The 16,919-nt window shown below is 72.0% G+C and carries 10 protein-coding genes; 6 read left to right on the forward strand and 4 right to left on the reverse strand.

The window, feature by feature from the left end:
* Nucleotides 1–70: 70 nt before the first annotated feature.
* The gene (locus BJ965_RS11695; protein ID WP_184908599.1) at nucleotides 71–2,689 is read right to left on the reverse strand and encodes a glycosyltransferase family 1 protein; all 2,619 of its coding nucleotides are present in this window, start codon (nucleotides 2,687–2,689) and stop codon (nucleotides 71–73) included.
* 276 nt (nucleotides 2,690–2,965) lie between these two features.
* Here BJ965_RS11695 and BJ965_RS11700 point away from each other — a divergent pair, with 276 nt between their 5' ends.
* From BJ965_RS11700 to glgB, 5 genes are all read left to right on the forward strand, one after another.
* Nucleotides 2,966–4,168 (forward strand): S8 family peptidase, encoded by a 1,203-nt coding sequence (locus BJ965_RS11700; protein ID WP_184908600.1) that lies wholly within the window; start codon nucleotides 2,966–2,968, stop codon nucleotides 4,166–4,168.
* A gap of 215 nt (nucleotides 4,169–4,383) precedes the next feature.
* A complete protein-coding gene (locus BJ965_RS11705) occupies nucleotides 4,384–6,507 on the forward strand; it encodes an alpha-1,4-glucan--maltose-1-phosphate maltosyltransferase (RefSeq protein WP_184908601.1) in 2,124 nt (707 codons plus the stop codon).
* The gene (gene treS, locus BJ965_RS11710; RefSeq protein ID WP_184908602.1) at nucleotides 6,504–8,204 is read left to right on the forward strand and encodes a maltose alpha-D-glucosyltransferase; all 1,701 of its coding nucleotides are present in this window, start codon (nucleotides 6,504–6,506) and stop codon (nucleotides 8,202–8,204) included. The genes BJ965_RS11705 and treS overlap by 4 nt, the downstream gene beginning before the upstream one ends.
* Before the next feature lie 192 nt (nucleotides 8,205–8,396).
* Complete coding sequence (locus tag BJ965_RS11715; protein ID WP_184908603.1) at nucleotides 8,397–9,839, forward strand: maltokinase N-terminal cap-like domain-containing protein; 1,443 nt, start codon at nucleotides 8,397–8,399, stop codon at nucleotides 9,837–9,839.
* Between the two features lie 31 nt (nucleotides 9,840–9,870).
* Nucleotides 9,871–12,855: a 1,4-alpha-glucan branching enzyme gene (glgB, locus tag BJ965_RS11720; RefSeq protein WP_184908604.1), complete on the forward strand. Its 2,985-nt coding sequence runs from the start codon at nucleotides 9,871–9,873 to the stop codon at nucleotides 12,853–12,855.
* Between the two features lie 48 nt (nucleotides 12,856–12,903).
* Here the strand turns inward: glgB and BJ965_RS11725 are convergent, their stop codons facing one another.
* Nucleotides 12,904–13,488, reverse strand: a complete 585-nt coding sequence (locus BJ965_RS11725; RefSeq protein WP_246545881.1) for an alpha/beta fold hydrolase — start codon at nucleotides 13,486–13,488, stop codon at nucleotides 12,904–12,906.
* 237 nt (nucleotides 13,489–13,725) lie between these two features.
* Between BJ965_RS11725 and BJ965_RS11730 the strand changes: the two genes are divergently transcribed.
* The gene (locus BJ965_RS11730) at nucleotides 13,726–14,136 is read left to right on the forward strand and encodes a hypothetical protein (RefSeq protein WP_184908605.1); all 411 of its coding nucleotides are present in this window, start codon (nucleotides 13,726–13,728) and stop codon (nucleotides 14,134–14,136) included.
* Nucleotides 14,137–14,174: 38 nt separating this feature from the next.
* On the opposite strand, the gene BJ965_RS11735 is transcribed toward BJ965_RS11730, so the two are convergent.
* Nucleotides 14,175–16,436: a HelD family protein gene (locus BJ965_RS11735; RefSeq protein ID WP_246545882.1), complete on the reverse strand. Its 2,262-nt coding sequence runs from the start codon at nucleotides 16,434–16,436 to the stop codon at nucleotides 14,175–14,177.
* 163 nt (nucleotides 16,437–16,599) lie between these two features.
* Complete coding sequence (locus BJ965_RS11740; RefSeq protein WP_184908606.1) at nucleotides 16,600–16,914, reverse strand: thioredoxin family protein; 315 nt, start codon at nucleotides 16,912–16,914, stop codon at nucleotides 16,600–16,602.
* Nucleotides 16,915–16,919: the final 5 nt, after the last annotated feature.

Raw genomic sequence — 16,919 nt, forward strand, 5'->3', positions numbered from 1 at the left:
CGGGGCTGTACCGATGTGCGGCTCCGCCGCGCGGGCGCGCTCAGCCCCCCACGCACCCGCAGACGTCGAACTACCGCATCAACAGCCCCGCAGCCGCGACCAGTTCTTCGGAGGGTCCGGCAACCAAGCCCAACTCCGCGCTGGACGCCAGCAGCCGATGCGCGGGAAGGATCCGCACCGTGTATCCGAAAGGCCCGGTGCGATCCAGCGACAAGGGCCCCTCGTACACCCAGCGCCCGTCCTGGTCGGGGGATCCCACCGGCTTCAGGGGGACGACCGTCGCGTCACCGATCCGGTCCTGCTCGTCCACCCGGCCGGAGACCACCTGCACCTCGATGTCGTCCGGACCGAGATCCCCGAGCCCGACCCGCACCCGCAGAGCGAGTGTCGTGCCGAGTTCCGCCAGGGCAGCCGAGGCCGACGTCTCCACGTGGTCGACCGTGACCCCCGGCCAGGCCGCCCGCACCCGCCCCTTCCACGCGGCGAGCTCCCGCGCGGACTCCGGCACGAGCGAGCGGTGGGCGAGCGCCGCCGGCGCGTAGAGCCGCTCGACGTACTCGCGGACCATCCGCCCGGCCAGCACCTTCGGCCCGAGCAGGCTCAGCGTGTGCCGGACCATCTCGATCCAGCGGTCGGGCAGCCCGCTGCGCCCGCGCTCGTAGAAGCGGGGCGTCACCCGCTGCTCCAGCAGGTCGTACAGCGCCGCGGCCTCTATGTCGTCACGGTGGTCGGGATCCGTCCCCGCCCCGTCCGCCGTCGGGATCGCCCAGCCGAAGTCGGGCTGGAACCACTCGTCCCACCAGCCGTCGAGGACGGACAGGTTGAGGCAGCCGTTGAGCGCGGCCTTCATGCCGGAGGTGCCGCAGGCCTCCAGCGGCCTGAGCGGGTTGTTCAGCCAGATGTCGCAGCCGGGGTAGAGCTTCTGCGCCATCGCCATGCCGTAGTCCGGCAGGAACACGATCCGGTGCCGCACCCGCGGGTCGTCCGCGAACCGCACCAGCTCCTGCACCAGCCGCTTCCCGCCGTCGTCCGCGGGGTGCGCCTTGCCCGCCACGACGATCTGGACCGGCCGCTCGGGGTGCAGCAGCAGGTCCATCAGCCGGTCCCGGTCGCGCAGCATCAGTGTCAGGCGCTTGTACGAGGGCACGCGCCGGGCGAAGCCGATGGTGAGGACGTCCGGGTCGAGCACGCCGTCGATCCAGCCCAGCTCGGCCGAATGCGCGCCGCGCTGCCGCCAGGAGGCCCGCAGCCGCTCCCGCACCTCCTCGACGAGCTGCTCGCGCAGCACCCGCCGCAGGTCGAAGATGTCCTGGTCGGGGATGTCGGCCACCGTGTCCCAGCGGTCCGAGCCGCCGACGGTCAGAGCGTCCTCGGCACGCTGCACACCGATCTGCTTCGCACCGAGCCGGAACACCTCGGGGGCGACCCAGGTGGGCGCGTGCACCCCGTTGGTCACGGAGGTGATCGGCACCTCGTCGGCGTCGAAGCCGGGCCACAGACCGGCGAACATCTCGCGGCTGACGTTGCCGTGCAGCAGGGAGACACCGTTGGCGCGCTGGGCGAGGCGCAGGCCCATCACGGCCATGTTGAAGAGGTTGGGCTCCCCACCCGGGTAGGTCTCCATGCCGAGCCTGAGAACGCGCTCGACGTCGATGCGGGGCAGCTCGGCGTCGGGTCCGAAGTGGCGGGCGACCAACTCGCGATCGAAGCGGTCGATACCGGCCGGGACGGGTGTGTGGGTGGTGAAGACGGTCCCGGCGCGGACCGACTCCAGCGCGGAGTCGAAGTCCAGCCCCTCGGCGCAGAGTTCGGCGATGCGCTCAAGGCCGAGGAACCCGGCGTGCCCCTCGTTGGTGTGGAACACCTCCGGCTCGGGGTGGCCGGTCAGCCGGCAGTACGTCCGTACCGCCCGGACACCTCCTATGCCGAGGAGCATCTCCTGGAGCAGCCGGTGCTCGCTGCCGCCGCCGTAGAGCCGGTCGGTCACGCCGCGCTCGCCGAGGTCGTTCTCCTCGACGTCGGAGTCCAGCATCAGCAGCGGGACCCGGCCGACCTGCGCCAGCCAGATGCGGGCGTGCAGCTGCTTGCCGCCGGGCAGGGCGAGGGCCACCCGGGCGGGGGTGCCGTCGGGCTCCTCCAGCTGGACGACGGGCAGCTCGTTGGGGTCGAGGACCGGGTAGTGCTCCTGCTGCCAGCCGTCCCGGGACAGGGTCTGGCGGAAGTAGCCGTGCCGGTAGAGCAGGCCGACGCCGATCAGCGGGACGCCGAGGTCGCTGGCCGCCTTGAGGTGGTCGCCGGCCAGGATGCCGAGGCCGCCGGAGTACTGGGGCAGAGCGGCCGTGATGCCGAACTCGGGTGAGAAGTAGGCGATCGCGGCGGGCAGTTCCTCGGGCTGGGTCTGGTACCAGCGCTCGCCGGTCGTGTAGTCGCGCAGATCGTCCGCGACCGCGGCGAGGCGGCGCAGGAACGAGTCGTCCCCGGCGAGCTCCGCCAGTCGCGCGGGCGGCACGCTGCCGAGCAGCCGGACGGGGTCGCCGCCCGAGGCGGCCCACCGCTCGGGGTCGACCGACCGGAACAGGTCACGGGTCTCCGCGTGCCACGACCAGCGCAGGTTGCGGGCCAGATCACCGATCGGCCGGAGGGGGTCGGGGAGAACGGGTCGGACGGTGAATCGACGGATCGCCTTCACGGGTTCCACCTCGGCGCGTTCGCTGGATTTCGCAGGGCTTCGACGACGTCTCCTACGACAGTACCGGCGTCGACGCCCCCGCCGCTGAGGCTCCGCCACCCGCCCCCCGATCGGCCTGAACAGCACCATCGGCGGATATGGCCGATTCCGCACCCATAGGCGTCCTTGTGGTGCTTCACACGTCACGAGAGGCTGCCTCTGGCGTACCGGCCCGCGCCCGCCGCACGCGGCGCCGCGCGGCGGCCGTACGCCGAGTCGAGGAGGGGAACTCGGACCATGGCTCGGACGCGCGAGCGACGTCTGCGCCGGACGGGGGGCCTGACGGCGGCGATCTGCGCCGCGGCGTTTTCGGCCACCACCCTGCCCGCGCACGCCGTACCGGAGGGGCGCATACTCGGCGCCGGTTCACCCGGCTCCGTGCACGGAAGTTACCTGGTGACACTGGAGGAGGGCATGCGGGCCCGGTCGGCGGCCGGAAAGGGCCTCGCCGAACAGTACGGGGCGAAGATCAGCCATACCTACGGCGCGGTCCTGAACGGCTACGCGGTCCGGGCGGGCGGGAGACAGGCCGCGCGGCTGGCCGCCGACCCCCGGGTCGCCTCGGTCGCCCAGGACACCCGCGTACGGCTCGACGGCACCCAGCGGAACCCGCCGTCCTGGGGGCTCGACCGGGTCGACCAGCACAAGCCGCCGCTGGACCGGAGCTACACCTGGCCCCGGTCGGCCGGCGCGGTGGTGACGGTGTACGTGATCGACACCGGCGTCCGGACCACCCATGAGGACTTCGCCGACCGGGCGGGCCACGGCTGGGACTTCGTCGGGAACGACCGGGTGGCCTCGGACGGCAACGGCCACGGCACCCACGTCGCCGGCACGGTCGCCGGGACGTCCTACGGCGTCGCGAAGCGGGCCCGGATCGTCTCCGTGCGCGTCCTCGACGCCGCGGGCGGGGGCACCACGGCCCGGGTGATCGCCGGGATCGACTGGGTGACCCGGCACGCGAGGAAGCCCGCGGTCGCCAACCTCAGCCTGGGCGGCCCGCGCAACGACCGGCTGGACGCGGCCGTACGCGCCTCCATCGCCTCCGGCGTCACCTACACGGTCGCCGCGGGCAACGACGGCAGGCCGGCCGGCCTGTACTCCCCGGGCGGCGTCAAGCAGGCCGTCACGGTCGGCGCGACCGACCGGAGGGATACAAAACCGGCCTTCTCCAACCACGGTCCGGCCCTCGATCTGTTCGCCCCGGGCGCCGGGATCACCTCCGCGTCCGCCGCGAGCGACACGGCACGGGCCACCTTTTCGGGTACGTCGATGGCGTCCCCGCACGCCGCGGGCGCCGCCGCGCTCTATTTGGCCGATCATCCGAAAGCCACTCCGGCCCAGGTCGGGGCGGTCCTGACCACCACCGCGGAGACCGGGAAGGTCTCCGGCCGGGGCATCGGTTCGCCGGACAAATTACTGCGGGTGCCGCGCGCGTAGGACGAAGGAGCAGCCATGCCAGGGGGCCGGCCTCGTCCGTCGCGGACGAGGCCGGTCTTGTGTGTCGACATACGCGTGAGTAGTTAACAACGTGCCGGATTGCCCACCCGAATAGGGTGGGAAGGCTCCAGCGGGTACCCCTCTCAGGAGCACCATGCAGGACCCACCTCCCCACAGACATCCGCCTACCCACGTTGACGCGGACAGGAGCGGTCATGCCCGCCAAGCACCATTCGCCAGCACCCCCCAGCCGCCGCGCCACCGGGGCGCGCGCACCCGGCGGCGAAGCACGCCCCGCGCGCCCGGCCGACGCCGGTCCACCGGCCTCGCCGCCACCACCCGATCACGACGCGACCGCCGTGGGGCGCATACCCGTACTGGATGTCCGCCCGGTGGTCCAGCGCGGCCGCCGGCCGGCCAAGGCCGTCACCGGCGAGAGCTTCGAGATCTCGGCGACCGTGTTCCGGGAGGGGCACGACGCGGTGGCCGCCAATGTCGTCCTGAAGGATCCCGAGGGCCGTCCGGGCCCGTGGACGCCGATGCGCGAGCTCGCCCCGGGGACGGACCGGTGGGGTGCGACGGTCACCGCCGGGGAACCCGGCCTGTGGACGTTCACCGTCGAGGCATGGGGGGACCCGGTCAGCACCTGGCGCCACCACGCCGAGATCAAGATCCCGGCGGGCATGGACACGGACGTCGTCCTGGAGGAGGGCGCGCGTCTGTACGAGCGGGCGGCCGCGGGCGTGCCCGAGGAGGAGGGACTGCGCGACGTGATCCTCACCGCCGTCGACGCCCTGCGGGACGAGGACCGCCCTGCGGCGGCTCGTCTGGCGGCGGCGCTGACGCCGGAGGTGGACGCGGTCCTGGACCGGCATCCGCTGCGGGACCTGGTCACCAGCAGCGAGCCGCTGCCGCTCCTGGTGGAGCGGGAGCGGGCCCTGTACGGCTCGTGGTACGAGTTCTTCCCGCGGTCGGAGGGCACCCCCGAGCAGCCCCACGGCACCTTCCGCACCGCCGCCCGCCGGTTGCCGGCGATCGCGGCGATGGGTTTCGACGTGGTCTACCTGCCGCCGATCCACCCCATCGGCACCACCTTCCGCAAGGGCAAGAACAACACCCTCTCCCCCGGCCCGGACGATGTCGGCGTGCCCTGGGCGATCGGCTCGCCGGAGGGCGGGCACGACGCCGTGCACCCCGATCTGGGCACCCTGGAGGACTTCGTCCGCTTCGTCGGGCGGGCCCGGGAGCTGGGCATGGAGGTGGCGCTGGACTTCGCGTTGCAGTGCTCCCCGGACCATCCCTGGGTGCAGAAGCACCCCGAGTGGTTCCACCACCGCCCCGACGGCACCATCGCCTACGCGGAGAACCCGCCGAAGAAGTACCAGGACATCTACCCCATCGCCTTCGACGCCGACATGGACGGCCTGGTCGCCGAGACGGTGCGGGTGCTGCGGCACTGGATGGACGCCGGGGTGCGGATCTTCCGGGTGGACAACCCGCACACCAAGCCGGTCGTGTTCTGGGAGCGGGTCATCGGGGAGGTCAACCGCACCGACCCGGACGTGATCTTCCTGGCCGAGGCGTTCACCCGGCCGGCGATGATGCACACCCTGGCCCAGATCGGCTTCCAGCAGTCCTACACCTACTTCACCTGGCGCAACTCCAAAGAGGAGCTGACCGAGTACCTGACGGAGCTGTCGGGTGAGGCCGCCTCCTACATGCGGCCCAACTTCTTCCCCAACACCCCCGACATCCTGCACGCCTACCTCCAGCACGGCGGACGGCCCGCCTTCGAGGTCCGGGCCGTGCTCGCCGCGACGCTGTCACCGTCCTGGGGCATCTACTCCGGCTACGAACTGTGCGAGAACACCCCGCTGCGAGAAGGCAGCGAGGAGTACCTCGACTCGGAGAAGTACCAGCTCAGGCACCGCGACTGGGAACGCGCCGAACGCGAGGGCCGCTCCCTCGCCCCACTGCTCACCCGGCTCAACACCGTCCGGCGGCAGAACCCCGCCCTCCAGCAGTTGCGCGACCTGCACTTCCACCACGCCGACCAGGAGGCGGTGATCGCCTACTCGAAGCGGAAGGGTTCGAACACGGTTCTGGTGGTCGCCAACCTCGACCCCCACCACACCCAGGAGGCCACGGTCTCGTTGGACATGCCGCAACTCGGCCTGGACTGGCACGAGTCGGTGCCGGTGCGCGACGAGCTCACCGGCGAGACCTACCACTGGGGCAGGGCCAACTATGTGCGCCTCGAACCGGGCCACCGGCCCGCGCACGTCTTCACGGTCCTGCGACCGTCCACCCCGGAGATCGGAGGGTCACCCACAACATGATCGTCAACGAACCCGTTCCGGACACCTTCGAGGACACTCCTGCCAGGGACCGTGACCCGGAGTGGTTCAAGCGCGCCGTCTTCTACGAGGTGCTCGTCCGCTCGTTCCAGGACAGCAACGGCGACGGCGTCGGCGACCTCAAGGGCCTGACCGCGAAGCTGGACTACCTCCAGTGGCTCGGCGTCGACTGCCTGTGGCTGCCGCCGTTCTTCAAGTCCCCCCTGCGCGACGGCGGCTACGACGTCTCCGACTACACGGCCGTACTGCCCGAGTTCGGCGACCTCGCCGACTTCGTGGAGTTCGTCGACGCCGCCCACCAGCGCGGCATGCGCGTGATCATCGACTTCGTCATGAACCACACCAGCGACCAGCACCCGTGGTTCCAGGAGTCGCGCAAGGACCCCGACGGGCCCTACGGCGATTACTACGTGTGGGCGGACGACGACAAGCAGTTCCAGGACGCGCGGATCATCTTCGTCGACACCGAGGCCTCCAACTGGACCTACGACCCGGTCCGCAAGCAGTACTACTGGCACCGCTTCTTCTCCCACCAGCCTGACCTCAACTACGAGAACCCGGCCGTGCAGGAGGAGATGATCTCCGCCCTGAAGTTCTGGCTGGACCTGGGCATCGACGGGTTCCGGCTGGACGCGGTGCCGTACCTGTACCAGCAGGAGGGCACGAACTGCGAGAACCTGCCGGAGACGCACGACTTCCTGAAGCGGGTCCGCAAGGAGATCGACGCGCAGTACCCGGACACCGTGCTGCTGGCGGAGGCCAACCAGTGGCCCGAGGACGTCGTCGACTACTTCGGCGACTACGCCAACGGCGGCGACGAGTGCCACATGGCGTTCCACTTCCCGGTCATGCCGCGCATCTTCATGGCGGTACGGCGGGAATCGCGCTACCCGGTCTCCGAGATCCTGGCCAAGACCCCGGCGATCCCGTCGAACTGCCAGTGGGGCATCTTCCTGCGCAACCACGACGAGCTGACGCTCGAGATGGTCACGGACGAAGAGCGCGACTACATGTGGGCCGAGTACGCCAAGGATCCCCGCATGCGCGCCAACATCGGCATCCGCCGCAGGCTCGCTCCCCTGCTGGACAACGACCGCAACCAGATCGAGCTGTTCACGGCCCTGCTGCTGTCGCTGCCGGGTTCGCCGATCCTGTACTACGGCGACGAGATCGGCATGGGCGACAACATCTGGCTCGGCGACCGCGACGCGGTGCGCACGCCGATGCAGTGGACACCCGACCGCAACGCCGGGTTCTCCTCGTGCGACCCGGGACGGCTGTTCCTGCCCACGATCATGGACCCGGTCTACGGATACCAGGTCACGAGCGTCGAGGCGTCCATGGCCTCACCGTCCTCGCTGCTGCACTGGACCCGCCGCATGATCGAGATCCGCAAGCAGAACCCGGCCTTCGGGCTCGGCTCCTACACCGAGCTGCCGTCCTCCAACCCGGCGGTGCTGGCGTTCCTGCGCGAGTACGAGGACGACCTGGTGCTGTGCGTGAACAACTTCTCGCGGTTCGCGCAGCCCACGGAGCTGGACCTGAGCGCCTTCGAGGGGCGGCACCCGGTGGAGCTGTTCGGCGGGGTCCGCTTCCCGGCCATCGGCGAGCTGCCGTACCTGCTGACCCTCGGGGGCCACGGGTTCTACTGGTTCAGGCTCCGCAGGGAGACCATGTGAGGCCTGAAAAGGCCTGTTGAGGCCTGACCCGCGGGGTGGGCCGCAAACCCCGGCGGCGGGGCGTTTCCTCCGCCCCGCCCGGGGCACGCATCAGTAACACCCCGCCCACCCGCGTGAGCCGGAGGGGCGCCGCCCGGGGCCGGCTGCAGGCACCCGGAGGCGCACCAAGAATGGGTGAAAGGACGCGACGCCATGTCGGAAGCCGTCACACGCACCGTCACCACCCCGCCCGGCCTCCTTGCCTCCCTCGACCCGTTGCTGCGGGAGTGGCTGCCGCGGCAGCGCTGGTTCGCGGGCAAGGGGCGGCCGGTCACCGGGTTCACGCTGGTCGAGGCCACCGAGCTGCTCCCGGCCACGTCCAAGCTGGGCCTGTACCACCTGCTCGTCCGCGCCCATCAGCCCGCCGTGCCGTCCCACGGGGCGCCCGGCCACCCCGGTGACTGCTACCAGCTGCTGATAGGCGTGCGCGAGGCGCTGCCGCCTCGGCTGGCGCCCGCGCTCATCGGACACGTGCCGACGGGACCGCTCGCCGGGCGGACGGTCTACGACGCCCTGCACGACACCAGGCCGTCCGAGCTGCTCCTGGAGGCCCTGCGCACCCGGGGCCGCATCGGCAGGCTCCGCTTCGACCGGGACCCCGGCCAGGACATCCGCTCGGGTCTGGTGGCGCGCGTGGTGACCGCCGAGCAGTCCAACTCGTCCATCGTCTACGGAGATACGTTCATCCTGAAGCTGCTCCGCCGGATCGTGCCCGGGGTCAACCCCGATCTGGAGCTGCCGCTCGCGCTGGCCCGCGAGGGCTGCCCCCGGGTGCCCGCGCCGACGGCCTGGATGGTCGCGGACATCGCCCCCGCCGCGGACCCGGTCGTCTCGGGGGGTCCGGCGGACCCGGCGGGCCAGCCGTACGTCCTGGGGGTGCTGCAGCCGTTCCTGCAGGGCGCCTCCGACGGCTGGGAGCTGGCCTTGCGCGAGCTGGCCAAGGGTGAGGACTTCGGCGCCGCGGCGCGGGCACTGGGGCGGGCCACCGCCGAGGTGCACACCGCGCTGGCCCGGGCGTTGCCGACCGTCACACTCGGTCACATGCAGCTCCAGCTCATGGTCGACGGCATGATCGAGCGGCTGGACGCGGCCGTCCAGGCGGTGGCCGCGCTGCGGCCGTACGCCGACGGGCTGCGCTCCGCGTTCACGGCGCTGGGCGATCTGGCCGCCGAGGGCCGCACGTGGACCGCGCAGCGGGTGCACGGCGATCTGCACCTCGGGCAGTGCCTGCGTTCGCCGTCCGGCGAGTGGTGGCTGATCGACTTCGAGGGCGAGCCGGCCCGGCCGCTGGCAGAGCGCCGCATGCCGCAGCCCGCCGTGCGGGACGTCGCCGGCATGCTGCGGTCCTTCGACTACGCGGCGCGCTCGGCCGATCCGCCCCAGCCGGACTGGGCCGAGACCTGCCGCTCCGCGTACTGCGCCGGCTACGCGGAGGCCTCCGGCCGCGATCCGCGCACCGACCCGGTGCTGCTGCGGGCCTACGAGACCGACAAGGCGATCTACGAGGTGGTGTACGAGGCCCGGCACCGCCCCGACTGGCTGCCGGTGCCCCTGGCCGCCATAGACCGGCTCGCCTCGACCGGCCACCTGACCTGACCGACCACCCCTCGCCCTGGAGGCTCCGCCCGTGACCCCCCGCCCTGAGTCCAGCGGTTCGCGTCCCAAGGGGACCGCCGGGGAGAAGATCCCCGAGCAGCCCACGGCCACCCAGCAGAAGAGCGCCGCGAAGAAGACGGCGGTGCCCAAACAGGCAGCGGCGAAGAAGGCGGCCCCCGCGAAGGCGACCGCCAAGAAGGCCGCCGCCGCGAAGACCACCGTCGGCAAGACGGTGGCCAAGAAGGCGGCGACGAAGAACGCCGCCGCCAAGAACTCGGCGGTCGAGCAGCCCGCGGCCGGGACGACGACGGCGAAGAAGGCCGCCGCGAAGAAGACGGCCGCCAAGAAGGCCACGACGGTCAAGGCGACGGCGGCCAAGACCACCGCCGTGAAGGCCGCTGCCGCGAAGTCGACGGCCGCGGACACCGTCGCCGGCAAGGCGGCGGCCGGGAAGTCCCCTGCGGCGAAGACCACCGCGAAGAAGGCCGCCGCCAAGAAGGCCGGCACTGCCAAGAGCGCCGCTGCCACGACCACGGCCGCCGAGGCCGTCGCGAAGAAGGCCACCCCCGCCAAGGCCACCGCCAAGAAGGCCACCGCGAAGAAGACCGCCACCGCCAAGAAGACCGCCCCCGCCGCGAGCACGGTCGCCAAGAGCCCCGCGAAGAAGACCGGTGCCGACAAGGTGCCCGTGGGCAAGCCCGTCGCGAAGAAGAGCGCGGTCAAGAAGGCCCCGGCTCGAAAAGCCCCTGCTCGGAAGGCTCCCGCCGGGCGGGCTCCCGCCGGGGTCGCCGCTTCCGCCCAGGCCGTTCCGCCGGAGATGGAGGTCGCCGTCTCGCCCGCCGTCGACGCGGTGGACCGCGAGCGGCTGCTCGCCGGCACGCACCACGCCCCGCACTCCGTGCTCGGCGCGCACCCCGTGCCCGGCGGCATCGCCTTCCGGGCGTTCCGGCCGTACGCCCTGTCGGTGACCGTCGTCTCCGGGGAACTGCGGGCCGAGCTGCACGCCGACGGGGAGGGGTTCTTCTCGGGGCTGCTGCCGCTGCGGGAGGTCCCGGCGTACCGGCTGGTCGTGGAGTACGAGGGGACGGTCCTGGAGACCGAGGACGCGTACCGCTTCCTGCCCACGCTGGGCGATCTCGATCTGCACCTGATCGGCGAGGGCCGGCACGAGGAGCTGTGGACGGCGCTGGGCGCCCATCCGATGACCCACGAGGGTGTGACCGGCACCCGGTTCGCGGTGTGGGCGCCGAACGCGCTCGGGGTGCGCGTGACGGGCACCTTCAACTTCTGGGACGGCACCGGGCACATCATGCGGTCGCTGGGGTCGTCCGGGGTGTGGGAGCTGTTCCTGCCGGACATCGGCGAGGGCGAGCTGTACAAGTTCGAGATCACGCGCCCCGACGGCTCGAAGACGCTGCGTGCCGACCCGATGGCCCGCCGCACGGAGGTGCCGCCCGCGACCTCGTCGGTCATCACCTCCTCGGAGTACGAGTGGAGCGACGCCGAGTGGCTGGCCCGGCGCGCCGAGGCCCCGGCGCACGAGGCGCCGTTCTCGGTGTACGAGATCCATCTGCCGTCCTGGCGGCCGGGGCTGACGTACCGTCAACTCGCCGAGCAGCTCCCCGGGTACGTGAAGAACCTGGGCTTCACGCACGTCGAGCTGATGCCGGTCGCTGAGCATCCGTTCGGCGGCTCCTGGGGCTATCAGGTGACCGGCTTCTACGCCCCGACGGCCCGGCTGGGCACGCCGGACGACTTCCGGTTCCTGGTCGACAAGCTGCACCAGGCCGGTATCGGCGTGCTCATGGACTGGGTGCCCGCGCACTTCCCGCGCGACGACTGGGCGCTGGCCGAGTTCGACGGCAAGCCCCTGTACGAGCACGAGGATCCGCTGCGGGCCGCGCACCCCGACTGGGGCACGCTGGAGTTCGACTTCGGGCGCAACGAGGTGCGCAACTTCCTCGTGGCCAACGCCGTGTACTGGTGCGAGGAGTTCCACATCGACGGGCTGCGCGTGGACGCCGTCGCCTCGATGCTCTACCTGGACTACTCGCGCGAGCCGGGCCAGTGGACGCCCAACGAGCACGGCGGCCGGGAGAACCTGGACGCGGTGGCGTTCCTCCAGGAGATGAACGCGACGGTGTACCGCAGGGTGCCCGGCGTGGTCACGATCGCCGAGGAGTCCACCGCCTGGGACGGTGTCACGCGTGCCACCCACCACAAGGGCCCGAGCGGCTTCGGTGGCCTCGGGTTCGGGTTGAAGTGGAACATGGGCTGGATGCACGACTCGTTGCAGTACATGAGTCACGAGCCGGTGCACCGCAAGTACCACCACGGCGAGATGACGTTCTCGATGGTGTACGCGTACAGCGAGAACTACGTGCTGCCGATCTCCCACGACGAGGTCGTGCACGGCAAGCGGTCCCTGGTGTCGAAGATGCCGGGCGACTGGTGGCAGCAGCGCGCCGGGGTGCGGTCCTACCTCGGCTACATGTGGGCCCATCCGGGCAAGCAACTGCTCTTCATGGGGCAGGAGTTCGCGCAGGGCGCCGAGTGGTCCGAGGCGCACGGGCCGGACTGGTGGCTGCTGGACCCGGGGTACGGGGCGGAGCCCGACCACCGGGGTGTGCGGGACCTGGTCCGCGACCTGAACACCGTCTACCGGGCGACCCCTGCGCTGTGGCGGCTCGACACGGACCCGGCCGGTTTCGAGTGGATCGTCGGGGACGCCGCCGACGACAACGTCCTCGCGTTCCTGCGGCTGGACCCGGAGGGCGTCCCCGTGCTGGCGGTGTCCAACTTCGCGCCGGTCACCCGCCAGGACTACCGCCTGGGCGTTCCCGACGACGTCCCCGCCTGGCACGAGGCGCTCAACACCGACGCGGCCCGCTACGGCGGCAGCGACGTCACCAACCCCGACCCGGTCAAGCCCGAACCCCAGCCCTGGCACGGCCGCCCGGCCAGCATCCGCCTGGCCCTGCCGCCCCTGGCGACGGTGTGGCTGCGGCCGGCGTAGGAGGCCGGGCACGCGACAGGGAGCCCAGGGAGCGTTGTCGGGGGCGGCTCATCCCGCCGCTCCCGTCAGCGCGTGCGCGATGTGGTCGGCGAGCGGGAACAGCCAGTCGCCCCGCGCGTTGCCGAGCAGGTGGTCGCCGTGCGGTACCGACAGGTGGGTGCCGTGCGGTGCGAGGCGGGCGAGCGGCTCGCCGTTCGTCACGCCGGGGATGACGTCCCGGCCGCCGTCCACGACCAGCAGCGGGGCCGTGATGCGCGGTGTCAGGCCGGCGAGATCCACCGGGCGGGCGAAGGCACGGGCGGCATCGACCCCTCCGGCCCGCTCGGTCATGATGTCCCGCACGGGCGGGGGCAGTTCGGCCCAGTCGAGGCGGAAGGGGCCGCTGACGGTGGCGACGGCCGCCACGCGCGGCTCCAGTGCCGCCGTCCGCGCCGCGTAGTAGCCGCCCAGGCTGAGACCGACGAGCCCGACGCGAGCGACGCCGAGTGCGTCGACGACCCGGCCGACGACCCGCTCGTAGTCCGGCGTGAGGGTGGTCGTGGCCGTGAGGGCGCCCCGGCGCCTTCGCCGCGCAGGCGGGACGGAGTCGATGGCTGGAGTACGACCCGGCGCGCGACTGGCTGCCCGAACCACCCGGCAATCCGACCGCGGGCGAGCCGGGTCGAGCTCTTCCTCCTGTGACACGGCTGTGGCCGGAGGAGTGGCCTCCGTCACAGCCCGGCCGGTCCGGTCCTGGTGGGGTGGCCCCATGGATGACACCCCGCCCGTCTCGCCGGGTCCGCCGAGGCCGGTGCAGCCGCCGCGCCGGGCGGCGGCCACGACCGCGTGGGGTGCGACCGAACCGCGTGCCCGCAAGGCCGCGACGGCGTCATGACGCTGCTCCCGGTGTTCGTCGGGCTCGTGGTCGGGTGGGTCGCGCTGCGGGGGCTGCTGGCGCATCCGCTGCTGCCGCTGTGGGTGCGGACGGCGGTCTTCTGGTCGGTGCCGCTCTGCGCCGCCACCTGGCTGGTCATCATGACGGCGGACGACGCCTTCCTGTTCCCGGACACCGCCCCCTGCCCCAGGGAGCCTTACCGGGAGGGCGTCATCGGGAACGGGAAGGTGACGGGGGTCTCCACGCCGTTCCCGCCGCGGGCCTACTGCGTCTGGGAGGACGGCACCGTCTACGACCTCGCGCCCGGGGCCGAGTTCCTGTTCTGGGTCTTCTTCGCCCTGACGGTCGTACCGCTCGCGGCCGGGCTGTGGCACGCCCTGCGGGATCCGAGGTCGCTCCTGCGGTAGGCGGGGCCCCGTACCCGGCCGGGTACGGGGCCGCTCCGCTACGCGAAGGCGTCCGCCAGGGGCTTCGGCAGCTCGCCGGTGTGGAGCACGCCCAGCCGCTGGGTGGCCCGGGTCAGGGCCACGTACAGGTCGCTGGTGCCGTACCGGCCGGGCTCGACCACGAGGACGGAGTCGAACTCCAGGCCCTTGGCCTGGCGCGGGTCGAGCAGGACCACCGTCTGCGTGAGGTCGGGTTCGGCGCCCGCCGTCACCCCGTCCAGCCGGGCCGCGAGGGAGCGGTGGACGTCGCGCGGCGCGATCACCGCGAGCCTGCCCTCGGAGGGGGTGAGCTCCCCGACCGCCTTGGCGACGGCGCCCGGAAGGTCGTCGGTGGCGCGTGCCCAGGGCCGTACGCCCGTGGAGCGGACCGAGCTGGGCGGCTCGAACTCCGGGTTCTCGGCACGCACCACGGCCGCCGCGACGTCCATGATCTCGGCCGGGGTGCGGTAGTTGACGCCCAGTCGGGTGTGCTCCCAGCGGTCCTCGACGTACGGGGAGAGGATGCCCGACCAGGAACCGACCCCGGCCGCCTCCGCCGTCTGGGCCGGGTCGCCGACCAGGGTCATCGAGCGGGTCGGGCTGCGCCGCATCAGCAGCCGCCACGCCATCGGCGACAACTCCTGCGCCTCGTCGACGATGATGTGCCCGAACGCCCAGGTGCGGTCGGCCGCCGCGCGCTCGGCGGCGCTGCGGTGGTCGTCCTCCTCGTGCCGCTCGGCGAACCGCTCGGCGTCGATGATGTCGTGCGCGGACAGCACCTCGGAGCCCTCGGGGTCGCCCTCCTCCTTGTCCTCGAACTCGTAGGTCCGGGAGGCGTACGACACCTCCAGCACGCCCTGCGCGTAGGCGATCTGCTCCTCCCGCTCGCGTGCGGCGCGCTCCCGGGCCAGCCGGTCGTCGTCGCCGAGGAGTTCGGCGGCCTCGTCGAGCAGCGGCACGTCCGCGACCGTCCAGCGCCGGGTCACCGGGCGACGTACGGCCTCGGCGTCCTCGGCGGACAGGAACTCCTCGGGCGCGGCGAGGAAGTCGGCGACGAGCCGCTGCGGGGTGAGCACCGGCCACAGCTGGTCGATGGCGGACCAGACGTCGGGGTTCTCCGCGAGGTCGTCGCGGATCTGGGTGATGTCGCTGGGGTCGAGCAGGCTGGACCCGTCGAAGGGGTCGGTGCCGATCCGCTCCGCGTACAGGTCGGTGAGGGCGTTGAGGATGTGGCCCTCGAAGTGCTCGCGGGCGGCGTTGTGGGGCAGCTTGGCGGCACGGGTGCGCTCGCGGGCGACGCCGACCAGGCCGTCGTCGAGCATGAGGACTTCGCGGTCGTGCTCGATGGCGATCACCGGGTCGGGCAGCGCCTGCCGGCCGCGGACGACCTCGGCGAGGACGTCGGCCATGCCGGCCCGGCCCTTCACCGCGGCGGCCTCGGGTGTGTCGGTCGCGCTCGCCTTCACCCCGGGGAACAGCTCGCCCACGGTCGCGAGGAGCACACCGGTCTCGCCGAGGGAGGGCAGCACCTCGCCGATGTAGCCGAGGAACGCCGGGTTGGGCCCGACGATCAGCACGGCCCGTTTGGCGAGCAGTTCCCGGTGCTCGTAGAGCAGGTAGGCGGCGCGGTGCAGGGCGACGGCCGTCTTGCCGGTGCCGGGGCCGCCCTCGACCACCATGACGCCGCGGTGCGGGGCGCGGATGATGCGGTCCTGGTCGGCCTGGATGGTCTGCACGATGTCGCTCATGCGGCCGGTGCGCGCCGAGTTGAGGGCGGCGAGCAGGACGGCGTCGCCCGTCGGGTCCTCGTGGCCGGTGCGGGTCTGGTCGCCGAGGTCGAGGATCTCGTCGTGCAGATGGGTGACCCGGCGGCCGTCGGTGGCGATGTGCCGCCGGCGCCTGAGCCCCATCGGGGTGTGGCCGGTGGCCAGGTAGAAGGGGCGTGCGACGTCGGCACGCCAGTCGATGAGGACGGGGGTGCGCTCCGCGTCGTCGGTGCGCAGGCCGATCCGGCCGATGCGGTGGGTGATGCCCGAGGTGAGGTCGATCCGGCCGAAGCACAGGGAGCCGTCCACCGCGTTCAGCGCGGCGAGCAGCCCGGAGCGCTCGGCCACGAGGATGTCCCGCTCGAGTCTGGCCTGCATGGGGGTGTTGCCCTGCGCGAGCGCGTCCGTGACGGAGGTCTCGGCGTCGCCGCGCAGCGCGTCCACGCGCGCGTACAACCCGTCGATGAATTCCTGTTCCTGGCGCAATTCATCGTCCGGAAATTCGGTGTTTGACAATTCCGCTCCCGCCCGGATATACTGTGCTCACTGAACTTCACTGTGACTTCTGGCGGGCTTCAATCCGCGTGAAGTCACGAACAAACAAATATACGCAGAGAAATCCCCCGAGCGCAATTACTCGGGGGATTTCTGTATCCGGGCCGTGTTTTCGGGCGGCCGCTCACATCACGTCGGCCAGCTCCTCCAGCAGCCGCCGCTTGGCCCGGGCCCCGACCATCGACTTCACGGGCTCGCCGCCGCGGAACACCATGAAGGTCGGCATCGAGAGCACCTTGTAGGCGTTGGTCGTCTCCGGGTTGGAGTCGACGTCCAGCTGCACGACCTTCAGCCGGTCGCCCTCCTCGGAGGCGAGGGCCTTGAGCACCGGGCCCATCTGCCGGCAGGGCGGGCACCAGCCGGCGGTGAACTCCACCAGCACCGGCAGCTCAGCGCCGATCACCTCCGCCTCGAAGTCCGCGTCCGTCACGTCGGTCACACCGG

The sequence above is a fragment of the Streptomyces luteogriseus genome, assembly GCF_014205055.1.
Taxonomy (GTDB): domain Bacteria; phylum Actinomycetota; class Actinomycetes; order Streptomycetales; family Streptomycetaceae; genus Streptomyces; species Streptomyces luteogriseus.

Bases quoted from the DNA above. Each gene is read 5' to 3' on its own strand.
- treS (WP_184908602.1), top strand. From the start codon at position 6,504: ATGATCGTCAACGAACCCGTTCCGGACACCTTCGAGGACACTCCTGCC.
- BJ965_RS11705 (WP_184908601.1), top strand. From the start codon at position 4,384: ATGCCCGCCAAGCACCATTCGCCAGCACCCCCCAGCCGCCGCGCCACC.
- BJ965_RS11700 (WP_184908600.1), top strand. From the start codon at position 2,966: ATGGCTCGGACGCGCGAGCGACGTCTGCGCCGGACGGGGGGCCTGACG.
- BJ965_RS11715 (WP_184908603.1), top strand. From the start codon at position 8,397: ATGTCGGAAGCCGTCACACGCACCGTCACCACCCCGCCCGGCCTCCTT.
- BJ965_RS11730 (WP_184908605.1), top strand. From the start codon at position 13,726: ATGACGCTGCTCCCGGTGTTCGTCGGGCTCGTGGTCGGGTGGGTCGCG.